This window comes from Spartinivicinus poritis (genome assembly GCF_028858535.1).
GTDB classification, from domain to species: Bacteria; Pseudomonadota; Gammaproteobacteria; order Pseudomonadales; family Zooshikellaceae; genus Spartinivicinus; species Spartinivicinus poritis.
This window is the reverse complement of the sequence record NZ_JAPMOU010000010.1, coordinates 127182-148105: the sequence shown is the minus strand read 5'-3', so window position 1 is coordinate 148105 and position 20924 is coordinate 127182. Positions and strand designations below refer to the sequence as shown.

The window sequence follows — 20924 nt, the reverse complement described above, 5'->3', positions numbered from 1 at the left end:
CGCACAGATAACTTTTACTGGAAAACTATCTGTGTTTGGAGCAATTCCTATATAACATTAAGCCCATGGAATAGGCGTAAGCTCATTGCGCAAAAATTGTAGAAACTTCATTGTACGTGCACATCGTGTCGTTTGATCAGAGTTGAGTAGCGCAACAATATCTGCATTAGGTAAATTATAGTCCTCTAATGCTGTTTCTAAGAGCCCTTTATTAATTTCTTGAATAACGTCCCACTCTGATCTAACTATGAGGCCATGGCCTTCAAGTGCCCATTGTTTAACGACTTGAGCTGTATTACTGATTAGATGGGGGGTTATTCTAATCGACTCAACATTATCATTTTGCTTTGATCTGAAGCGCCACATTGTGACATCTTCAAGGTTTTCTTTTAGAACAATGCAGTCATGGTTACGAATGTCTGATGGGCAGGTGGGCTTGCCATGTGTTTTGAAATACTTAGGTGAGGCACAAAGAATTCTTCGGTTTGGTGCAAGCACAGCCAGCTTCATAGAGGTATCTGATAATTCGCCTATATGAATGATGATATCCCAGCTTTTGCGTGCTGTTTTCTGAGCCGGTTTGTCTGATAGCATCAGGTCGATTTCTAATCCAGGGTATTTCCACTTAAACTTTGAGGCGATAGGAGCAATGTATTCACTGCCAAAACCAAATGGAGCTAATATTTTTAACTTGCCTCGAACATCATTTTTACAGTTTAAGATGTTTTCTTCTAAGGCATTTAGTTGCTCTAAAACGGTTTTTGCTCCTTCTGATAAGAGTTTACCCTCATCCGTTAACATAATTGCCCGCGGGTGGCGATTGACTAATTTAACCTTGAGTTTATTCTCTATTGCCTGCAAGCGTTGGGTGACAGTTGGAGGAGTGACATTCAGTTCTCTAGAGGCTGCTGCTAAAGATGAGCTATTGGTAATAACTAGAAAAAAGCGTAAGTCATCATTAGATAGCACTATTCAACCCTCTTATCTGTACTTATAAGTATGAACATGATGATAGCAGGCTTCTATCACACAGGGTTGATTTTAATCAACTCTCTCTATTTAGTTTAATACTTTATAGCTAATAATTTGAAATTTTACATGACAGTGACATTTCCGCTTAAATAAAAGCGTAAGGGTGAGTTAGAAAGAGTGGAGAATTAGGCTGGTATAGCTTATGTTAGCTTTATGGTTGGTCAGTATAAGATTGAGCCTGATATTTTTTATGAGAGGTGGTTCTATAAAATATTGAATAAAAATTATATGTTTTTTGGCTAGATAATGTTGTGCTACTTTATTAGTTTATATCCTCCGCCTCTTATGGTTTCTATTTGAAGTACAGGTATTTTTTTGCGTAAGCTGAGAATATGGTTGTCAACTGTTCTTGTTGAAGGTAATGATTTATATCCCCATACCTTTTTTAATATTTCATCCCTACTACATAGACGGTTCGGATGACTGACAAAAAATGCTAATAGTTTTATTTCTTTTTGAGATAGATTAATTTTTTCCTCTAAATAAAATGCTGTGTTGCTAGAAAGGCTTATTTTTATATCACCATAAATGATCTCACTTTCACCAAGGGGGCGAAGTTGAGCAGCTATTCTTACAAGTAGCTCATTTTCGCAGAATGGTTTAGCCAGATAATCTCTAATACCTGCACGATAGCTGGCAATGCGATCTTCAACACTGTTTTTATGGGAGGTTATTATAATTGGGATCGCTTTGGTGCTAAGTAGACGAGGAATTAGCCCTAAACTGTCTTCTTCAGGTAAATCTCGACTGATTACAGCAATATCCGTATCTAACCACTGTTTTTCAATAGCAATAAGGCTATTTGTATAGGTGCAGATATAATTGTTTTGGTTTAAAAAACTATATAGCTTTCTCCCTAAGTTTTTATTGCTTTCAACTAATAATACCTTCATATGTTTTATCGGTTAGTGTGTTTTTGAGTCAACTTATCTATCACTTGATTTTATAAGTTGTACCTTTTTACTTGAAGGTCCTGGAATGGGGTATGTATATACAAATCGCTTAATGATTAAGAGACTATAGATATGTGAACCTTCAATTAAAGCCGAGGTATTAAACAACAGTTTTAATTGAAGTTAAATTTATTTTATCTAACTGTGTAATTAGATTGTCACCTAATGTTATAACTTGATTTCAAATACTAAATAGCCACAAGTTATATTGCTGTGTAGAGTGATAGGAATAGTTTGGTTTTGAGGTTCTAGTACTTTTGTCCAGCTATTTGTAGAAGAGATATTTGTGGTGGAGAGTCTTTAACGAGGCAATTATCCATAAAAACACTGGTCTTGTTTGTTATGTTATATTATTGCATAAAATAGAATTAATGGCTTACGAAACAATATTATTATAATGTCGTAATAATAGAAAAGTGATTTTACAAACTTGTCAAACTTATATAGCTACGTAATAAAGCCACACCCTTGCTTAAGCAGGTAAGGGTGTGGAAAAAGTTATTATGAATCAATTGACCCCATGGCAGTTTGCAAGTAATTTTCCATACCCACTTTGCCAATAAGATCTAGTTGAGTTTCGAGCCAATCGATATGTTCTTCTTCAGATTCTAGAATTTTTTCGAATAATTCTCTGCTTATGTAATCTTGTACTGACTCGCAATAAGCAATGGCTTCTCTTAATAAAGGAACAGCCTGCTTAGTTTCTAATTCCAGGTCACACTCCAACATTTCTTTAGTATTTTCACCTATTTTTAATCGGCCCAGGTCTTGAAGATTGGGTAAGCCTTCTAGAAATAGGATACGCTCGATAAGCCAATCAGCATGTTTCATTTCATCGATTGACTCATGGTATTCCTTTTCACCGAGTTCTTTAAGTCCCCAATCTTTGTACATGCGAGCATGTAGAAAGTACTGATTGATGGCAACCAGCTCATTACCTAAGGCCTTATTTAGGTATTCAATAACTTTAGGGTCGCCTTTCATGTGGAGTTCCTCATCAGGTTTTTAGTGATATTTGTTTGATGTTGTTCGGCTATGACAGATGGTGCCCTAACATGGGCATTACATTTATAAAAGTATGGCGCTGCTGAATGCTGCTGTCAAATGTAACTTATTGATTTTAAAAGGAAAATATAATGATAATCAGTTGTTTTTGATAAGCGTTATCAGTTGTATTTCGGTTAGGGTTTGGGGGGATGAGTTTGTGTTTGATAGAGGAGGCTGGAATGTTCCATCGCTCTGATTTTGGGTGGACGTTAATGGTATATACGGAGGGGCAATTTAACAAGGCGGGCGAATAGCCAAGGGTGACTTGGCTTGAAAAGGTTAGGGGAGATACTGAGGAAAAGGTTAAACAGCAACAGCAGTAATCATATTGAGAGCTTGGTTATCAACCAGGGTTTCTTTGATAACCTGTTTGGCATCTTTGACACATTTTCCACACTGAGTGCCTACACAGAGCTCTTGACGGACATCTTTTAAAGAGTTAGCACCATTGTAAACCGCATTACGAATTTGATGGCAGGTAACATTCTTGCAAATGCATACATACATGGTGAGTCTACCCCTGGTGGTTAGCAAAAGGTGTTAAGCAACTTTATATCATTAAGGCTAATGTTAATGAGAATAGTTGTCAATACGATTATAGCTGGAGTGGCGAAATTTGGCTTGAATTGGTCTTTGTTGGTGTTGTGGGCAAAGCGGTGCTAGCCATGAATGCATGTTGTTTGTCGTTGCCAGGGCAGTATGTGAAACATAGAAGGGGAAGAGGTAATCTATCTATTTGGCAAGGTTTTAGCTAGCTAATAAATTTTACCTATTAAGCTGTAAAAAAAAATCAATCATAAAAGCGGTGGGCTCAGTTTAGAATGCGGGTTATTATGGGCGCCAAAATTGTCATGTGAAAGACAATTGGCTAACTGAAAAGTAACAATTTAGTTAAGACACACAGCCTAAGTCGTATATCAGTTATAAAGTAAGCTGAATTATATAGGTACATCTTAATATGGAGTACCTCATAAATTTGTTGTTTATTACGGGGCCTCTGGTCGTTGTACATTTGCTGTGGTCTTAATGTGATTGATTAAATAACTGCATACATAAATGGAGAAAAACATGGGCGTATTAGTAGGCAAGCGTGCTCCTGACTTTACTGTACCGGCGGTACTGGGAAATGGTGAGATTGTTGATAGCTACACCCTGTCTGATGCTATTAAAGGCAAATATGGATTAGTATTTTTCTATCCTTTGGACTTTACTTTTGTTTGTCCTTCAGAGCTTATTGCGCTTGACCACCGGATGGATGCTTTTAAAGAGCGTAATGTAGAAGTTATTGGTGTTTCTATTGACTCACACTTTTCTCATAATGCATGGCGTAATACGTCTGTTGATAATGGTGGTATTGGTCCCGTTAAATACACCTTGGCTGCTGACATGAAGCATGAAATTGCTCAAGCTTATGATGTTGAATCTGAAGGTGGTGTGGCGTTCCGTGGTGCGTTCTTGATTGATAAAGAAGGCGTTGTTCGTTCTCAAATCATTAATGATTTGCCACTAGGCCGTAATATGGATGAGCTGATCCGTTTAGTAGACGCACTACAGTTCCATGAAGAGCATGGAGAAGTGTGCCCAGCTGGCTGGAAAAAAGGTGACAAAGGTATGCAAGCTTCTCCAGAAGGTGTAGCTAAGTACCTTAGTGAAAGTGCTGAAGGGCTGTAATCCTTTTTAGTTGAATGCTACAAAAAAACCTGCCAATCTGGCAGGTTTTTTTATTTTTTAATCATTAACTGATGATAATGGCCATCCACCCAGCTGTTTCCATTGATTAACAATACAGCAAAATAGCTCAGCTGTTTTTCTGGCATCATATGCCGCAGAGTGAGCAGACTGATTACTAAACTCAATACCCGCTAACTGACAGGCTCTAGCTAATACCGTATGGCCAAATGCAAGCCCGGCTAAAGTAGCTGTATCGAAGCAGGAGAATGGATGAAACGGATTACGCTTAATTCCATTGCGCGCCGTTGCTTCATTAATAAAACTTAAGTCAAAAGTGGCATTATGGCCGACTAAAACGGCACGGGTGCATTCCTGGTACTTGAGCTCTTGGCGTATGGCTTTGAATATTTCCTTAAGGCAGTCAGCTTCTGCAACGGCTTTGCGCTCTGGAGCAAAAGGCTCAATTCCAGTAAATTCCAACGCAGATAACTCAATATTAGCGCCTAAAAAAGGTGCTACCTGAAAGCTGATTTCTTTCCCTGGTTGTAAGTAGCCCTGCTCATTCATTTTGATGAGTACTGCTGCAACCTCTAGTAATGCATCCGTTTTTGCGTTAAATCCACCTGTTTCTACATCAATAATTACAGGTAAAAAACCCCTAAAGCGGGTACTGATTAAGGGGTGTTGTTCAATCATTTCTGTCACTATACAGCCTTAATTATATGGTAGTAGCTATGGTCCATAACTACTTTGCAATAACTTGCCATTGAATGGTTTCATTTGCTCGTAATGGAATCAATGGCTGGTCTCCGAGCATGAGTTGTTCTGGTGCTTGCCAAGGTGTTTTGGCTAGGGTAATGGTGTCTTGGTTACGCGGTAGACCATAAAAGTCTGGACCATACCAGCTAGCAAAGGGTTCCAATTTTTCTAATGCATTGAGTTGTTCAAAGGCTTCTGCATAAAGCTCAATGGCAGCATAAGCGGTATAACAACCGGCACAACCACAACTACTTTCTTTAGCTGATTGAGTGTGAGGGGCTGAGTCAGTGCCTAAGAAAAACTTGGGGTTGCCACTGGTTGCTGCAGCTTGCAGTGCTTGCTGGTGAGTTTGGCGCTTAAGAATAGGTAAACAATAGTAGTGTGGTTTTATTCCACCCACTAGCATGTGGTTGCGGTTATACAACAGGTGGTGAGCAGTAATCGTGGCGGCAACATGATCAGAAGCTTCTTGGACAAAACTGACAGCATCTGCCGTAGTAATATGCTCAAGTACAACTTTAAGGGTAGGAAATTGCTTGACGATTTCACTCAGGTAGCGGTCAATAAATACTTTTTCCCGGTCAAATACATCAATATTATCATCTGTCACTTCACCATGGACGAGTAGCGGCATACCCGTTGCAGCCATTGCTTCTAATGCCGGATAGATTTTTTTTATGTCAGTAACACCGGAGTCGGAGTTAGTTGTTGCCCCTGCCGGATAAAGCTTAGCGGCATAGATATGCCCTGTCGTTTTTGCCTCATAGATCGTGTCAGGTGAGGTATTGTCAGTAAGATAGAGAGTCATTAACGGTTGCCAGACACGCTGGTCAGGCACTGCCGCTATAATTCGTTGCCGATAAGCTAAGGCTTGTGCAGGAGTGGTTACTGGAGGAACCAGATTAGGCATCACAATGACGCGTCCAAAATAGCAGCTGGCATCATTCACGGTCGTTTGTAACGCAGCACTGTCGCGTAAATGAATATGCCAGTCATCAGGCCGGGTAATGGTTAATGTGGTTGTCATCTGGGCTTTCCAGGTTGTTGGGTCTGTGATCAGGGAGGCATCTTACCCAAAGGGGCTTCACCTGGCTACTAACAACTTAATCAGGTAGTTATTTCAAGATTACTAGCAGCTAGCCGATATGCATAGTGGTACCTCTTTATTTTAAGAGGTGTCATTCGCATGAGCATAACTTTGTCAAAGGGGTTGTTATGTTGTTGGGGAAACAATGGCGAATCCTTGGCTTGATGGCATGGTGGTTATTAGCTGAGTGGGCAGTTTGGAACAGTAGCCAAGTGTTTGCGGCAACCTTTCGGGCTCCTTTAGATAATACCCAGTGGCAGTTAGAAGCGTCGATCTTTGAATGCACCTTAATTCAGGATATTCCTCGCTATGGTAAGGCTGTTTTTCGCCATCGTGCAGGGGAGCGGGTAGGCTTTAAGTTACTGAGCTGGAGCCGCCCCATGCAGCAAGGCAGTGCTGACCTTGGTGTGAGTGCACCTGCCTGGCGATTTGACCAAGGGGCAAAAGCCAAAGGCAAAGTAGCAGTATCAGGCAGTAAAGAACCTGTTGTGCTAGCAGGTGATTTGCCTAGCTGGATGATTAGTCAGCTAGCTCAGGGGATGTACCCTTCTTTTACCAATATGTCTTGGTATGGTGGAAACTTAGCAGAAAAAATTACGGTAGAAATTTCAGCGGTTAATTTCCAGCAGGTTTATACTAAGTACATCAACTGTCTTGCCAGTTTATTACCCGTTAATTTTGATCAAATACGGCGCTCAGCCATATTCTTTGGTACTAATGAAACTAAAGTACCCCGTGATGCAAAGCAGTTGCTGAATAATATTGCTATTTATATTAAAGCTGATCCCTCAGTCAAAGCGATGTACATTGATGGTCATACTGACTCATTGGGACGCCGCCTGTCCAATCGGGAGCTCTCGAAACAGCGGGCAGAATCAGTACGAAGCTATCTGCAAAAAAAAGGTATACCTGATGAAATGGTTGTCATGCGCTTTCATGGTGAGCGTTATCCTGTAGCAAAAAATAATACCGCTGAGAATCGAGCCCGAAATCGTCGGGTAACTATTAGGCTTGATAAAGAGCCCTTAAAAACACAAGTGGAAAACAGTGAGCAATCTGATGAAGCAAATGATCAGGAGGAGAAATCCTAGTCAGAGAGTCTTTAATATCTGATGAAATATTCGGGCTAGTGCAGCCCTTGGTTAGGCTGCAATGTGTAAGTTGGGTACCAGACGCCTGCTGACTTCTTGTTGGCTGTAGTAATCATGCTGTATGGCATACAGTGATGAGGTGACAATCTGATGACTGAACTCCCATCGAATAACTGCAATTTCATTATTAGCCAAGTATTGATTTGAAGGGCGAAACGCGCACTCAATAAAACTGGTTGGCTCTACATAAGGAGCAATAGGTACCAATAAGTCATCTATATCACCTTCAGGTGTGCTGATTAGCTCAATCTTATTTAGGTTGCCTGCCTGGTTAAAGGTGACAGCAAAATTGAAGCTACTAAACTCTGTCATGACAAAGGCATAAATATTATCAGGCGATATATCCTGGGGGTGATAGCAAAGTGCTTCTAGCAGTGGCTGAAACTGCTTTTTATTGACTAGAAACTGTGCACGATAATGCCACAGTGTTTCCCCCATTGCTTGCTTCTCCTCTATTCTATTCTTTCTAGGCAAAAGTAGTCGTTGTGTCTTTGGTTGCTTGCTTAATGACCTTTGCTATGAAAGGCGTTATCTACTGTCTAGCCTACTTTTACGACAGTTGCTGAATTATATTAATTTATCAGAAGGTTTTTCAAAGAAGACAACAGTAGTTACATAAGATTGAATTTGTGTTAATTAGTTCCCAATAAAAATATGACAAAACACAATTTGCTAGTCGTTAACGACTCAATCGGCCTGCTGAATTGAAACTGTATTTATTTACAGTATTTTAGCCAGAATTAGTTGACAGGTCATTACTTATTTTACGCATACACCACTAGGCTTAAGTCAGTTGCCGGTATAATATAGCGGGCTTGTAATATTGTATTACTAATACCGCTGCATTTTATAATCGCGCTTGGGGAATTGGTCGGAGCATTTTTGAATGAAGCAAGTGAATAAAGTCGTTTTAGCCTATTCTGGAGGGCTGGATACTTCCGTCATTGCTAAGTGGCTGGAAGAAACATACCGCTGTGAAGTGGTGACTTTTACGGCTGACTTAGGTCAAGGTGAAGAAGTAGAACCAGCTAGAGCCAAAGCGGAAGCCCTGGGGATAAAAGAAATCTTTATTGAAGATTTACGGGAAGAGTTTACCCGAGATTATGTGTTTCCGATGTTTCGAGCAAACACTATCTATGAAGGGGAATACCTGCTGGGTACTTCCATCGCTCGTCCATTAATAGCCAAGCGATTGGTTGAAATTGCCAATGAAACCGGAGCTGATGCTATTTCTCACGGAGCGACTGGTAAAGGTAATGACCAGGTGCGCTTTGAGCTGGGCGCTTATGCACTGAAACCAGGTATTCAAGTGATTGCTCCATGGCGTGAGTGGGATTTAAACTCACGGGAAAGCCTGTTAGCTTATTGTGAAAAGCATAATATTGTCGTAGAAAAGAAAAAGGGTAAATCACCTTATTCGATGGACGCTAATTTGCTCCATATTTCTTATGAAGGTGGCATTTTAGAAGACCCTTGGGCTGAAGCAGAAGAAGACATGTGGCGTTGGTCCGTCTCCCCAGAGCAAGCGCCGGATCAGCCTACCTATATTGAGTTGAGCTATCAAAAGGGCGATATTGTTGCAATTGATGACCAGCCTATGACTCCTGCTGCAGTATTGGCTTATTTAAATAAAGTCGGTGGTGATAATGGTATTGGTCGTCTGGATATCGTTGAAAACCGCTATGTGGGCATGAAATCCCGTGGTTGTTATGAAACGCCAGGCGGTACCATTATGTTAAAAGCCCACCGTGCGATAGAGTCAATTACCTTAGACCGGGAAGTGGCTCATTTAAAAGATGAGCTAATGCCTCGTTATGCCAAATTAATTTATAATGGCTACTGGTGGTCACCTGAGCGTGAAATGCTTCAGCAAATGATTGATCGGTCTCAGCTGCCAGTTAACGGTAAAGTAAGACTGAAGCTGTATAAAGGTAATGTAACAGTTGTGGGTCGTCAATCTGATAACAGCCTATTTGATGAAAATATCGCTACTTTTGAAGATGACGCAGGGGCTTATGACCAGGCCGATGCGGCAGGCTTTATCAAGTTAAATGCATTACGACTGAAAATTGCTGCTAATAAAGGGCGCAACCTGTTGTAATTCTATTAACCCCGTTGCTAATCAATGATTAGCAACGGGGTTATTTTTTTATCCTTCTAACCCTTTACCTGCCTGTTTCTTGTTAATTAATTCCAGTAGATAACCATCTGGGTCTTTAACAAAAGCAATTTCAGTTGTACCTCCTTTCACTGGCCCTGGCTCACGAGTAATTGTACCCCCAGCTTCCCGAATTTTGTCGCAAGTGTTGTATAAGTCTTCTGTTTCAATAGCAATATGACCAAAGGCATTACCTAAATCATACTGGTTAGTATCCCAGTTGTAGGTAAGTTCGATTACAGCACCTTCGGTTTCGTCTTGATAGCCAACAAAGGCCAGGGTATAGCGATATTGCTGGTTTTCAGACTTTCGTAAAAGCTTCATCCCCATTACTTGGGTATAAAAGTTTATCGCACGGTCTAAATCAGCAACCCGCAACATAGTGTGTAGAATTCTCATAGGCTATTTTCCTGCTTTTTAGTTTTATTTGAGTGATGACATTTGCTGCAGTGCTGCGATACGTTTTTCCAGTGGTGGATGGCTAGCAAACAATGCTTGTACACGTCCCGCATTAATTGCAAAAGCAGCCATTTCATCAGGCATAGCAGGTGCTCCCTGAGCTGATTGCAGACGTTGAAGGGCATTAATCATCTTATTTCTGCCCGCGAGTGAAGCGCCTCCAGCATCAGCTCGAAACTCACGCCAACGAGAAAACCACATCACAATTGTCATTGCTAAAATGCCCAGGACAATTTCTGCGACAATTGAAACAACCCAAAAGGCAGGCCCATGCCCCCGCTCAACTTTGAACACGAGTCTGTCCACCAAAAAGCCAATGACCCGTGACAGAAATACGACAAATGTATTCATTACCCCTTGGATAAGGGCTAGGGTGACCATATCCCCATTGGCTACATGGCTGACTTCATGGCCTAGCACTGCCTCCACTTCATCTTGGCTCATATGTTCCAGTAAGCCAGTGCTGACTGCTACCAGTGCTGCATTTTTATTCCAGCCAGTAGCAAAAGCATTAGGAGAAGGGTGGTTAAAGATACCCACTTCAGGCATTCCGATACCGGCACGGTCGGCTTGTTGCTGTACAGTTTTTAACAGCCATTGTTCTGCTGAGTTGCTAGGCTGGTCTATCACTTGTACTCCCATACTTCTCTTTGCCAGCGTTTTAGACAGAAATAATGAGATAAAAGAGCCTGCAAAACCAATGACAGCTGAGTAGATAAGCAAGGCAGTCAGATTTAAATCAACCCCATTTTGCTGAAGTAAGCTTTCAATCCCAAGGAGTTGGAAGGTAATACTGAGCAAGACCAAAATAGCTAAATTTGTACCAATAAACAAAGCTATCCTCAACATAGTGGCCTCCACAAAGAGTGACTAAATATCATCATTTATTGTACCTTTTACTGCTATTTTCAAGGTGGCTTGAGTAATTGCTTAGACACTAAAAGGGCTTGGAGTTTTATCTTTTATTTGGTGCACCCTTTGTCAGCTATCCATTAAGGATACTGTTGAAAAATCTGGAAAATAGGAAGAAGTGATAGGGGCTTGGGTAGGGGGTGTTTTAATGGATGGGTAACAGCCAGCGACTGCAAAGAGTTGAGTAATCGCTGGCCCTTATATATTAATTTGTTTTTAACTGCTGACCTTCAATTGAAGCGCTTTTTAAGAAAATGTCATAGCGTTTGCTATCTTCAATTTGCTGGAGTCGAACCATTAAGTAGTCCCAGTCTTTAGCAAACCAAATCAGTGTTTGGCGGTCTGAGTCACCTTCCCGAATCCGTTCCACTTTAACTGCTTTTACTGGGCCGATGGGGGTCTCTATAGTTTCTTCTCCAACACGGTTGAACTTGTAGGTTTTAAGCTCATCATCGTCTGCAATGGTGTAATGCAGCTCTTTTTTGTCATTGATGAGGTCTTGGCGAAGTTGAAATTGATAGCTGATTTTGTCGAGGGTTCCTGACGGTATAGCAAAAGGCTTTACATTATCATCAGCAATGTTTTGAGCTTGCTTGTTATTCCAATCAAACTTAAGGCTAATTTCTTTGTTTTTAGCTAAGCCGCCGCGTCTGAAGTGATAGCTGATAGGCTTAACCTGTTGTTTCTCATCAAGAGTGAAGGCAGAGCTTTCGTTAAGGTTTACCAGTACGATGTCTGCATTAAAGCTGAGTTGATAAGTACCATCTTTACTCAGGCTTAGTTCACGGGTTGCACTACCTTTTACTGGAATGCTTGAGGCTTTGGCTCCATAGGATGCTTTAAAAGGTTTGATTGCGGCAGCGCTTACCCCACTAGCTGCACTCACTAGGTATAAAACACTCGCTGCGATTGCTAGAACGCCTTTTTTAATCATAAGCGATAGTAATCCATTTAATTGTTAGCTTGTTTAGTTCCAGCCAAACTACTGTCGTTTGGCAGTCGCTTGCCTGTAGGAGGTAACATTTCCCCCATCAGGAACGCCTTATTGTGCTCCATTTTTAAATTGCCTTCCGCGAACCAGGCAACTGCTTGAGGGTAAATTTTGTGTTCTTTTTCTTGAACTTTTTCCATCAAGCTAGCTTCTGTGTCTGAGTCAGCAACAGGAACAATGGCCTGAATCACATTTGGACCACCATCAAGTTCTTCTGTTACAAAGTGTACAGTAGCACCATGCTCTTTATCGCCAGCTTCCAGCGCTCGCTTATGAGTATGCAAACCACGGTATTTGGGCAGCAATGAAGGATGAATATTGAGCATACGACCAGTATAGTGCTTGGTAAGCGCTGGAGTAAGAATTCGCATAAAGCCTGCTAGAACAACTAAGTCTGGTTGGTAGCTATCGATAGCAACCATTAATGCTGTATCAAATGCTGTTCGATCTGAAAACTGAGTATGGTCAACAACTTGGGTAGGAATGTTGGCCTGAGCCGCACGGGTTAATCCATAGGCAGAAGCAATATTACTAATGACACCCGTGATATTAATATTAATTGCTGCAGCCTGATCAATGAGTGTTTGTAAGTTGCTACCACTGCCAGAGATGACAACAACAACATTAATAGGCTTTTTCATTCGCGTAAGATTCCTGGTAACTTTTTGTTTACAGTAAAAACGCTTTTACTATGCAGATAAAAGCGTTGGTCGAGGCTATAAGTTAATAACCAATTACAGTGCCCTTAGTTTAAGGGAAGGCTCTACTCACCTTTATATAACAACGGCAGGTGAGTCGCTGCTAGCTTTTTCGCTAACGGTGCCCAGTTGCCAGGCCGTTTCACCGGCTTGCTGCAGCAGGCTAATGGCTGTTTCTGCTTCAGTAGCTGGTACGCAAATAACCATGCCTACACCACAGTTGAAGGTACGGTACATTTCAGCTTGATCAATATTGCCCGCTTGCTGTAGCCAGTTGAATACGGCAGGTATGGTCCAGCTGTCGGCATCAATATTGGCTTGCAAGTGTTCAGGTAATACGCGAGGGATATTTTCAGTAAAGCCACCCCCGGTAATATGGGAAAGTGCATGTACAGGTACTTTCTTCATTAATTCGAGCAGGGGTTTAACATAAATTCGGGTCGGGGCAAGTAGTGCTTCAGCTAAACTAATATCACCAATGGTCTGGTTTAGGTCCGCATCAGCAACCTCAAGAATTTTACGAATTAATGAATAACCATTTGAGTGGGGGCCAGAAGATGCGAGGCCAATTAATACATCACCTGCAGCAACTTTGCTGCCATCAATAATGCCGCTTTTTTCTACGACACCTACACAAAAACCTGCCAAGTCATAATCTTCACCTTCATACATGCCTGGCATCTCAGCGGTTTCACCACCCACTAAGGCACAGCCGGATAACTCACAACCTTGGCCAATACCAGCAACGACATCTGCAGCAACATCTACATTTAGCTTGCCTGTGGCGTAATAATCTAAAAAGAATAAAGGCTCAGCTCCAGCAACAACCAGATCATTGACACACATTGCAACCAAGTCAATACCAATGGTGTCGTGTTTGTTGAGGTCCATTGCTAGTCTGAGTTTGGTGCCCACACCATCGGTTCCAGAAACCAGCACAGGCTCTTGATAACCCTTGGGTAGCTCAAACAGGGCACCAAAGCCACCAAGACCTGCCAAAACCCCAGGGCGGCTGGTTCGTTTGGCTACAGACTTTATGCGTTCAACCAGTGCGTTGCCTGCATCAATATCGACACCAGCATCTTTGTAGCTGAGGGATTTTGCTTGGTCTGAGGAAGCGTTGTGTTGGGTCATGGGTATCCCTAACTTGTAGTAAACAGTTGATTCCACTGCAATCAGGGTAGTATTTCCGGAGTGAAACCGTTAATTTATTGGCCTGATACAGAGGGTAAACAGTCAATACATAATTTTAAACTGGATTATCAAAATCGGGGTTATGAAGAACAAAGTGGCTAAAACATCGTCTGAAGAATAGCCTGCTTTTTTCATGGCCCTGTTTCGAGCTGCGGTATTCTAGCAGTTGTTAACCTATCAGGCCATGGTTGTAAGTGGGTGTAGATAGGGGGGATGTTAATCGGTTAATTTACAGGTCGTTACTTAAGGCAAGGACCATTAGATGAGACTTATAAAACAGTTGCTTTTAAGTTGCATGGTAAGCGCCTGCTTGATCCAACAAGGTGTAGCAGAAGTGGACCGGCAGTTTTATGAAACAGTAGCTCCGCTTGCAGATGAAACAGAAGCGGCTCAACAGCAAGCGATTCAAACTGCATTTAAACAAGTGGTTACAATGGTAACCGGCAGTGAAGAGGTGTTAAGCCATCCTGAGATTCAAGCAGCAGTGGCTGAAGCCAGTCGTTATGTGGTGAAGTATGGTGAGCAACGTCAGGCTAGTGAAGGGGAACAAGCATCATTAAAACAATTAGCGGTGAGCTTTGATCCAACTGCTGTACGACAGTTGTTGAAAAAAAATGGTTTTAATGCTTGGGATCAACAACGGGAAGAAACGTTGGTCTGGTTGATTGAAGAAAAACCAGGTGGTAAAAGGCAGATTTTCTCTTCAGAAGATGAAGAGGAAGCCACCATTGATGCTCTAAAAGTTCAGGCAAAGCAGCACCATATTCCGCTTATTCTTCCTATAATGGATTTTGAAGACAGTAGTTCCCTTTCAGAAGTGGATGCCTGGGGACTGTTTTCAGATGCAATCAACAAAGCATCAACCCGTTATCAGGCAAAATCAGTGTTGGCGGGGCGAATTTATGCTACATCCGCTAATCAATACAGTGGGCGCTGGGTATTACTACTGCAAGGAAATCAATATGTTGAAGACCTGTCTAAAGTGGCTATGCAAGACTTTATGCAAGCGGGGATTAAACTGGTAGCAAGCAAACTATCTGGTGCATATGCAAAGCAACAAGTAGATCAAGCTGGTCCTGCAACTACGACAGGTGGACTTCAACTGACTGTACAGGGAGTGCAAGGGCTGACGGCATATGCATCAGTGAGTCAGTTTTTGGAGAAACTCGCTGTTGTTGAAGAAGTGAGTTTGCTGGAAGTAACTGACTCCCAAGCAAGTTTTGAGCTAGTGATAAAAGGGGATGTGAGTGCTTTACAAGGCGAGTTGGAAGCTAGTGGTTATATGCAATTAATTGATGCACCACAAGACAGTATTGAAGGTACACCACAACAGTTGGTGTATCAATGGGTGAAAGAATAACGCGAATCAAAATAGCGGTAACAAAGTAGTAAGGGGGCTAAGTGAAAGAATAAACACAGAGAATAATAAGTAAACAGTGATTCTAGATCTCTGTGTTGAATTTCACAAAAACGCCCTTATAGTAGCTAATGCTACGACTTATAAGTATGTGGCACTAGTTATCCTAACAGTCATTGTAGATATTCAGTGGGGCATAATCACATTTATAATGCACCACAGGTCTACTGTTTCATGAGTCCTGCTTTGAGTTTAAGTTACATTCCAAACGTGCTTACAGTGATCCGTCTGCTGTTGGTTATACCAGTAGCCTTAGCGCTATGGTGGCGAGCATATCAGCTAGCGTTTGTTTTGTTTATTGTGGCGGGGTTGTCTGATGGCTTGGATGGCTTTCTTGCTCGGCGTTTTAATTGGCACTCACGATTTGGGGCAATGGTTGATCCTCTGGCGGATAAACTACTGCTAGTTGTTACCTATATTATGCTGACACTCACAGGCATTATTCCCTGGTGGTTAATGGCTGTTATTTTGGGTAGGGATCTTATTATTGTGAGTGGTGCTGTTGCTTATCATCACTTAGTGGGCCCTTACGAGTTTAAACCGACCTTGCTTGGTAAACTCAGTACCTTTTGCCAAATTATCCTGGCAGTTTTGCTAATCATTAATCTAGCCTTGATTGTGAGTATTCCTGTTTGGTTAGTTGATGGACTAATGCTACTGACGTTAACAGTTACTATTTTAAGCGGCGCTGACTATGTTTGGGTATGGGGGCGACAGTATTTAAGGGAACGGGCAAAAGTATGATTACCGACTCACAGCGCTGGTTTATTTTAGGGGTTTTGCTGATAGTAATAGCCCTCATTTATTTATTAAAACCCATTCTTCCCCCATTTTTAGTCGGTATGGTATTAGCTTATTTAGGAGACCCGATTGCTGATAAGCTAGAAGCAAAAGGAATGAGTCGAACCTGGGCAGTAACAATAGTATTTACCGCATTATCGTTAGTGGGCTCTTTGTTACTGTTAATCATGTTGCCACAATTGATTATACAAATAAAAAATCTGATTCAATATTTACCTATCTGGCAGGAATGGCTGCAAGTGAATGTTATTCCTGTATTACACTCTCAGTTAGGTATTGATCCAGGTGCATTTAAGTTAGACACCATTACCCAACATATTACGGCTACTTGGCGAGATGCTGGCAGTTTTTTAACCCCTATTATCAAATCAGCGACAGCATCTGGTGTCGCAATAGTGACAGCCTTAGCGAACTTGTTTTTAGTGCCGGTTGTAACATTCTATTTGCTTCGAGACTGGGACATCATGATGGCAAAGATCAGCAGTCTATTGCCTCGTAGTATTGAGCCTGTAGTCAAGCAGTTGGCTAGTGAATGTGATGAGGTGTTAGGCGCTTTCTTGAAAGGTCAGCTTATAGTCATGCTGTGTTTGGGGTTAATATACTCAACTGGCCTTTGGGTCGTTGGCTTACAGTTTGCCGTAATCATTGGGCTGATTGCAGGACTAGCGAGTATAGTGCCGTATATGGGGTTTGCTATTGGTATTGGCGCTGCATTAATTGCAGCAGCATTTCAGTTTGATAGTATGCTGCCTTTTGTTGGGGTAGTGGTTGTTTTTATAGTAGGTCAAATTTTGGAAGGGATGGTATTAACTCCCTTATTAGTAGGCGATCGGATTGGTTTACATCCAGTAGCGGTTATTTTCGCTATTTTAGCCGGTGGTCAGCTATTTGGGTTTGTTGGTATTTTGATTGCTCTTCCTGTGGCGGCGATTATTATGGTGTTGTTGCGCCATCTTCATGACATTTATAAGTTGAGTGATTTATACCATACTGCGCCGGAGCCTACACAACAAGATGATTGAACAACAGTATGAGTTTGCCTATACAACTCCCGCTGGGCATTTATTTACGGGATGATGCGACGTTTGCCAACTTTTACGCGGTTGGTAATGAAGCAGTCGTCGCGGCAATAGATCTAGAGCAAACGAGCCTGGACAATATAGAGCCCGTTGTGTTTCTGTATGGTCCTGATGGAGTTGGTTGCACCCACTTACTTCAAGCGGCCTGCCACCAGGCAGATAGTGTTAAAATGAGTAGCGTTTATCTACCAATGTCAGAGCTGCTCGATTGTGATACGGCATTACTTGAAGGTTTGGAAGCCCTTGATCTGACTTGTATTGATGAGCTAGAAGCTATTGCTGGAAATTCTGTCTGGGAAGAAGCGCTATTTCACTTATTTAATCGTATTCGGCAAACCGGCAATCGTCTTATTGTTGGCGCTAGCCAATCACCCAATCACTTACCTATTCAGTTAGCGGATTTTAAGTCTCGGCTTAACTGGGGGCTTGTGTTAAAAATTAATGGATTATCTGATAAGGATAAAGTGGGAGTGTTGATGTTGAGGGCCCAACAACGTGGGCTTGAATTAACGGAAGAAGTGGCTCGCTATATTATCTATCGCTCTCCCCGTGAAATGGTTAAATTGTTTGATGTATTAAACCAGCTTGACTCCGCTTCGCTCTCTGCCAAAAGAAAGTTAACTATTCCTTTTGTAAAAGCCACCATGGGGTGGTAGCACTCACTTTTTAGCATTTATGATAGGTTGTAACTGTTGCTTGGCTGTAGTAAGGGAGTGCAGTTAAGGAAAGTGTAGCCAAGGGCAATGAGTGGTATCACATATAATAACGATACCACTAAGTAGCATTAACCCGCTTTCTTGTCACTCTCTGGTTTTTCAGATGTGGTAGTAGTATTTTTCTGTTTAGCTGGCTCAGTCTGATCCTGGCTTTGAGTTCCTTGCTCTTCTTTTGGTTTTTCTTGTGGCACTTTGGCTGGTGGTTGCTCTTCAGCTGGTTCGGTATATAGCTCAACCTGCTTGGCTTTCATCGTATAACCTGCTTGAGCCAGCTCGGTTTCAATACCTGTGATGCTTAGAGTACCTGTTACCCAAAAGGGATCATACAGTGCATCTGGGTTAAGGCCTTTTTCATGAATAACATGAACAACCTGGTTAGGTGGTGGGGGGGGAACATGGATACAGGCACCAAAGTAAGGCACTAATAAAAACTCAGTAATTGAGCCATCGTCTTTCATGTTAAGTGGCACAATGTAGCCTGGTAGTTTTACTTCTTTTTTATCTAAAGCAATCACCACAGGAGCAGAGGCAGTGCCTTTGGTTTTTTCCTGAGCTTGTTTGGTTAGCGCTTCAGCCAGGGCGTTAATGTCTTTTGGGGCTTGCTCTTCCAAAAAGGCTTTACGTATATCTTCTGGTACTAAATCTTCCCACTGAAGCGTTTTTACATCTGCTAGTGTGAGTGTGGATGAAAATAATAACACTGCGCTTATCAGGGCAGCTTTAACATCTAATTTAGCCATGCTAAGTCCTAATTGTCATTCCGTCGGTTAATGAGTTTTTATAAGCACGCCAGGCTGGGAAGATGCCCATAAAAAAGCCACTTATAATAACAATACTTAGTAGCATTATTTCGTGCTGAGTGAGAAAACTAATTTGAATATGAATGCCATAAAGCTCCATAAAAACGGGCTGGGCAACAGCCATTAAGCCATATAAAAAACTAATACCGGTTAGACAACCTAAAATAGCAATGAGTCCAGCCTCACTGATCATTAAACTAAAAATGTGAAAAGGCCTGGCGCCTACTGAGCGGAGAATAGCCATCTCACGACGGCGCTCACTGAGCGATGTTAAAATAGTAGTCAGCATACCAATTAAACCAGTAACTACCACAAAGGCAGAAATAACCAACAGTGCTTTTTCTGCGGTACCGATTAACTGCCAAAGCTGAGTAATAGCAACACCCGGTATGATAGCCAGCAAGGGCTCTTGTTCAAACTTATTCACTTCCCGCTGCAATACAAAGGTACCGATTTTACTTTTTAATCCTAATAAAAAAGCAGTAATGGTTTTTGGTTGTAAGTCCAGCTGCCGGGCTTGGTCTGGGGTAATGGATTTAGCCAGCGCAGAGGGAGTGCCACGTTCCCAGCCCAAGTGGATTGCTTCAATGGCTTCTAGTGAAACATGAATGGTTTGGTCAACTGGTGTACCAGTGGGAGCTAAAATGCCAGCAATTTGAAAAGGCTGATTATCGTGCTTCACAAAGCTGGTTTTACCGGCACCATGGGCTAAAACAACCTGATCACCTAACTGGTAGCCCAGTTTTTTGGCTACCTCAGCACCGATCACTGCATCATACAAATCAGTAAATCGTTTACCTTGAGCCAGTATTAAGGGTTGCTTGTTTCCATAGCGGTAATGCTCAAAATAAGTCTGGTTAGTGCCCAGAACTCGGTAGCCTTTATGAGAATCACCAAGGGCAAACGGAATACTCCACTTCACCATTTTATGATTCGCAAAGTGCTGGTAGTTTTCCCAGGAAATATTATTGGTGGCATCACCAATACGAAAAACAGAGTACAACAGCAGTTGCACAGGCCCCGTTCGGGCACCCACAATTAAGTCTGTGCCAGAAATGGTGCTGATAAAACCACGTTTTGCTTCATGGCGAATTTTTTCAACGCCTAGCAATAAAGTGACACTAAGACCTATTGCCAGAACGGTCAGGCAAACCGTTACTTTTCGGTTTAGTAGACTATGCCAAGCAAGACTCATGACAGCCATTGTTAAGCAACCTCGCTGGTAGTCACTTGGCTAGCTTTGTTAATCAGGCGCATATCCAAAGTGTTGGAAAATAAGTGTTCAAGCGTGCCATCGTGGCTCACAAACAGCAGGGTAGCACCAGCTTTTTCACATACATCAAATAGCAATTTAAGAAAACCCTCTCGAGCATCGGTATCAAGTGCAGAAGTTGGCTCGTCGGCAATAATCAACTCGGGGTGGCCGATCAAGGCTCGGGCTGCAGCAACCCGTTGTTGTTGGCCGATACTCAGCTCAGTGACTTTACGCTGGTGTAAGTCAGTTTGGTTTAAACCTAGCTGTGCCAGCAGTGACATAGCCGCTTTCGGTAAGCTGGCATATTCTGCCAACGCTTTTTGTTTGCGCTGTTTTGAAAAACGGCAGGGCAGAATAATATTGTCAACTACTGATAGATAAGGCAGCAAATTAAACATTTGGAAAATAAAACCAATATGTTCGCTACGGAAATGATCTCGCTGAATGCTGGATAGTTTGGCAACATCAGTACCCAATAAATTAATGCTACCTTGGTTAGGCAACATGATGCCACCTAATAAGCCAAGTAAGGTCGTTTTGCCGCAGCCACTGGGCCCTTTGATAAATACTCTGGAATGACGCTCGATGACCAGCTCAGGAATATCAATAGTGAGCTGGCCGGGTTGCCAGCTGTATTGCACGTCAGTTAAGTGGATATGTTCCATGTTGAATATTCGACTACTAATACCTTCATGTTTTGCTCGCGGCTGATTGTAGAAGCTCGCTAGCAGCTGTTCAGTGAAT

General features: G+C 42.0%; 22 protein-coding genes. 7 read left to right on the top strand and 15 right to left on the bottom strand.

The window, feature by feature from the left end; genetic code table 11:
• Nucleotides 1-57 precede the first annotated feature (57 nt).
• The 4 genes from ORQ98_RS10480 to ORQ98_RS10465 all read right to left on the bottom strand — a co-directional run bounded on the left by ORQ98_RS10480 (nt 58) and on the right by ORQ98_RS10465 (nt 3539).
• Nucleotides 58-969: a LysR family transcriptional regulator gene (locus tag ORQ98_RS10480; protein WP_274688747.1), complete on the bottom strand. Its 912-nt coding sequence runs from the start codon at nt 967-969 to the stop codon at nt 58-60.
• Nucleotides 970-1286: 317 nt separating this feature from the next.
• Nucleotides 1287-1925 carry a response regulator transcription factor gene (locus ORQ98_RS10475; RefSeq protein WP_274688746.1) on the bottom strand — a complete coding sequence of 213 codons (639 nt, stop codon included), beginning with the start codon at nt 1923-1925 and terminating at the stop codon, nt 1287-1289.
• 561 nt (nt 1926-2486) lie between these two features.
• The gene (bfr, locus tag ORQ98_RS10470) at nt 2487-2969 is read right to left on the bottom strand and encodes a bacterioferritin (RefSeq protein ID WP_274688745.1); all 483 of its coding nucleotides are present in this window, start codon (nt 2967-2969) and stop codon (nt 2487-2489) included.
• A gap of 366 nt (nt 2970-3335) precedes the next feature.
• On the bottom strand, nt 3336-3539 hold the full coding sequence (locus ORQ98_RS10465) for a bacterioferritin-associated ferredoxin (RefSeq protein ID WP_274688744.1): 204 nt from the start codon (nt 3537-3539) through the stop codon (nt 3336-3338).
• Between the two features lie 561 nt (nt 3540-4100).
• On the opposite strand from ORQ98_RS10465, the gene ORQ98_RS10460 reads away from it, so the two are divergent.
• Nucleotides 4101-4703, top strand: a complete 603-nt coding sequence (locus tag ORQ98_RS10460; protein WP_274688743.1) for a peroxiredoxin — start codon at nt 4101-4103, stop codon at nt 4701-4703.
• A gap of 57 nt (nt 4704-4760) precedes the next feature.
• Here ORQ98_RS10460 and rnt read toward each other — a convergent pair whose 3' ends face one another.
• Both rnt and pyrC read right to left on the bottom strand, forming a co-directional pair.
• On the bottom strand, nt 4761-5399 hold the full coding sequence (gene rnt / locus ORQ98_RS10455; protein ID WP_274688768.1) for a ribonuclease T: 639 nt from the start codon (nt 5397-5399) through the stop codon (nt 4761-4763).
• A 49-nt stretch (nt 5400-5448) separates the two neighbouring features.
• Nucleotides 5449-6489 carry a dihydroorotase gene (gene pyrC / locus ORQ98_RS10450; RefSeq protein WP_274688742.1) on the bottom strand — a complete coding sequence of 347 codons (1041 nt, stop codon included), beginning with the start codon at nt 6487-6489 and terminating at the stop codon, nt 5449-5451.
• A gap of 188 nt (nt 6490-6677) precedes the next feature.
• Here pyrC and ORQ98_RS10445 point away from each other — a divergent pair, with 188 nt between their 5' ends.
• On the top strand, nt 6678-7640 hold the full coding sequence (locus ORQ98_RS10445; RefSeq protein WP_274688741.1) for a flagellar protein MotY: 963 nt from the start codon (nt 6678-6680) through the stop codon (nt 7638-7640).
• Between the two features lie 51 nt (nt 7641-7691).
• On the opposite strand, the gene ORQ98_RS10440 is transcribed toward ORQ98_RS10445, so the two are convergent.
• The gene (locus ORQ98_RS10440) at nt 7692-8138 is read right to left on the bottom strand and encodes a hypothetical protein (protein WP_274688740.1); all 447 of its coding nucleotides are present in this window, start codon (nt 8136-8138) and stop codon (nt 7692-7694) included.
• 448 nt (nt 8139-8586) lie between these two features.
• Here ORQ98_RS10440 and ORQ98_RS10435 point away from each other — a divergent pair, with 448 nt between their 5' ends.
• Complete coding sequence (locus ORQ98_RS10435) at nt 8587-9801, top strand: argininosuccinate synthase (protein WP_274688739.1); 1215 nt, start codon at nt 8587-8589, stop codon at nt 9799-9801.
• Between the two features lie 48 nt (nt 9802-9849).
• Here ORQ98_RS10435 and gloA read toward each other — a convergent pair whose 3' ends face one another.
• The 5 genes from gloA to purM form a co-directional block, all read right to left on the bottom strand.
• Entirely contained in the window at nt 9850-10257 is a 408-nt protein-coding gene (gene gloA / locus ORQ98_RS10430; RefSeq protein ID WP_274688738.1) for a lactoylglutathione lyase, read from the bottom strand.
• 24 nt (nt 10258-10281) lie between these two features.
• Complete coding sequence (gene htpX / locus ORQ98_RS10425; protein ID WP_274688737.1) at nt 10282-11166, bottom strand: protease HtpX; 885 nt, start codon at nt 11164-11166, stop codon at nt 10282-10284.
• A 268-nt stretch (nt 11167-11434) separates the two neighbouring features.
• A complete protein-coding gene (locus ORQ98_RS10420; protein ID WP_274688736.1) occupies nt 11435-12163 on the bottom strand; it encodes a DUF3108 domain-containing protein in 729 nt (242 codons plus the stop codon).
• A gap of 17 nt (nt 12164-12180) precedes the next feature.
• Nucleotides 12181-12861: a phosphoribosylglycinamide formyltransferase gene (purN, locus tag ORQ98_RS10415; RefSeq protein WP_274688735.1), complete on the bottom strand. Its 681-nt coding sequence runs from the start codon at nt 12859-12861 to the stop codon at nt 12181-12183.
• Between the two features lie 132 nt (nt 12862-12993).
• Complete coding sequence (gene purM, locus ORQ98_RS10410) at nt 12994-14052, bottom strand: phosphoribosylformylglycinamidine cyclo-ligase (protein WP_274688734.1); 1059 nt, start codon at nt 14050-14052, stop codon at nt 12994-12996.
• A gap of 322 nt (nt 14053-14374) precedes the next feature.
• Here purM and ORQ98_RS10405 point away from each other — a divergent pair, with 322 nt between their 5' ends.
• From ORQ98_RS10405 to hda, 4 genes are all read left to right on the top strand, one after another.
• Nucleotides 14375-15472, top strand: a complete 1098-nt coding sequence (locus tag ORQ98_RS10405; protein WP_274688733.1) for a DUF2066 domain-containing protein — start codon at nt 14375-14377, stop codon at nt 15470-15472.
• Nucleotides 15473-15703: 231 nt separating this feature from the next.
• Nucleotides 15704-16273 (top strand): CDP-alcohol phosphatidyltransferase family protein, encoded by a 570-nt coding sequence (locus ORQ98_RS10400; RefSeq protein ID WP_274688732.1) that lies wholly within the window; start codon nt 15704-15706, stop codon nt 16271-16273.
• A complete protein-coding gene (locus ORQ98_RS10395; protein WP_342455194.1) occupies nt 16270-17352 on the top strand; it encodes an AI-2E family transporter in 1083 nt (360 codons plus the stop codon). Before ORQ98_RS10400 ends, ORQ98_RS10395 begins: the two co-directional genes overlap by 4 nt.
• A gap of 8 nt (nt 17353-17360) precedes the next feature.
• A complete protein-coding gene (hda, locus tag ORQ98_RS10390) occupies nt 17361-18065 on the top strand; it encodes a DnaA regulatory inactivator Hda (protein WP_274688731.1) in 705 nt (234 codons plus the stop codon).
• Nucleotides 18066-18193: 128 nt separating this feature from the next.
• On the opposite strand, the gene ORQ98_RS10385 is transcribed toward hda, so the two are convergent.
• The 3 genes from ORQ98_RS10385 to ORQ98_RS10375 are packed head-to-tail and all read right to left on the bottom strand — an operon-like array spanning nt 18194 to nt 20845.
• A complete protein-coding gene (locus ORQ98_RS10385; RefSeq protein ID WP_274688730.1) occupies nt 18194-18865 on the bottom strand; it encodes a DUF3299 domain-containing protein in 672 nt (223 codons plus the stop codon).
• A gap of 1 nt (nt 18866) precedes the next feature.
• On the bottom strand, nt 18867-20129 hold the full coding sequence (locus tag ORQ98_RS10380; RefSeq protein WP_274688729.1) for an ABC transporter permease: 1263 nt from the start codon (nt 20127-20129) through the stop codon (nt 18867-18869).
• A 2-nt stretch (nt 20130-20131) separates the two neighbouring features.
• Nucleotides 20132-20845 (bottom strand): ATP-binding cassette domain-containing protein, encoded by a 714-nt coding sequence (locus ORQ98_RS10375; RefSeq protein ID WP_274688728.1) that lies wholly within the window; start codon nt 20843-20845, stop codon nt 20132-20134.
• Between the last annotated feature and the right edge of the window lie 79 nt (nt 20846-20924).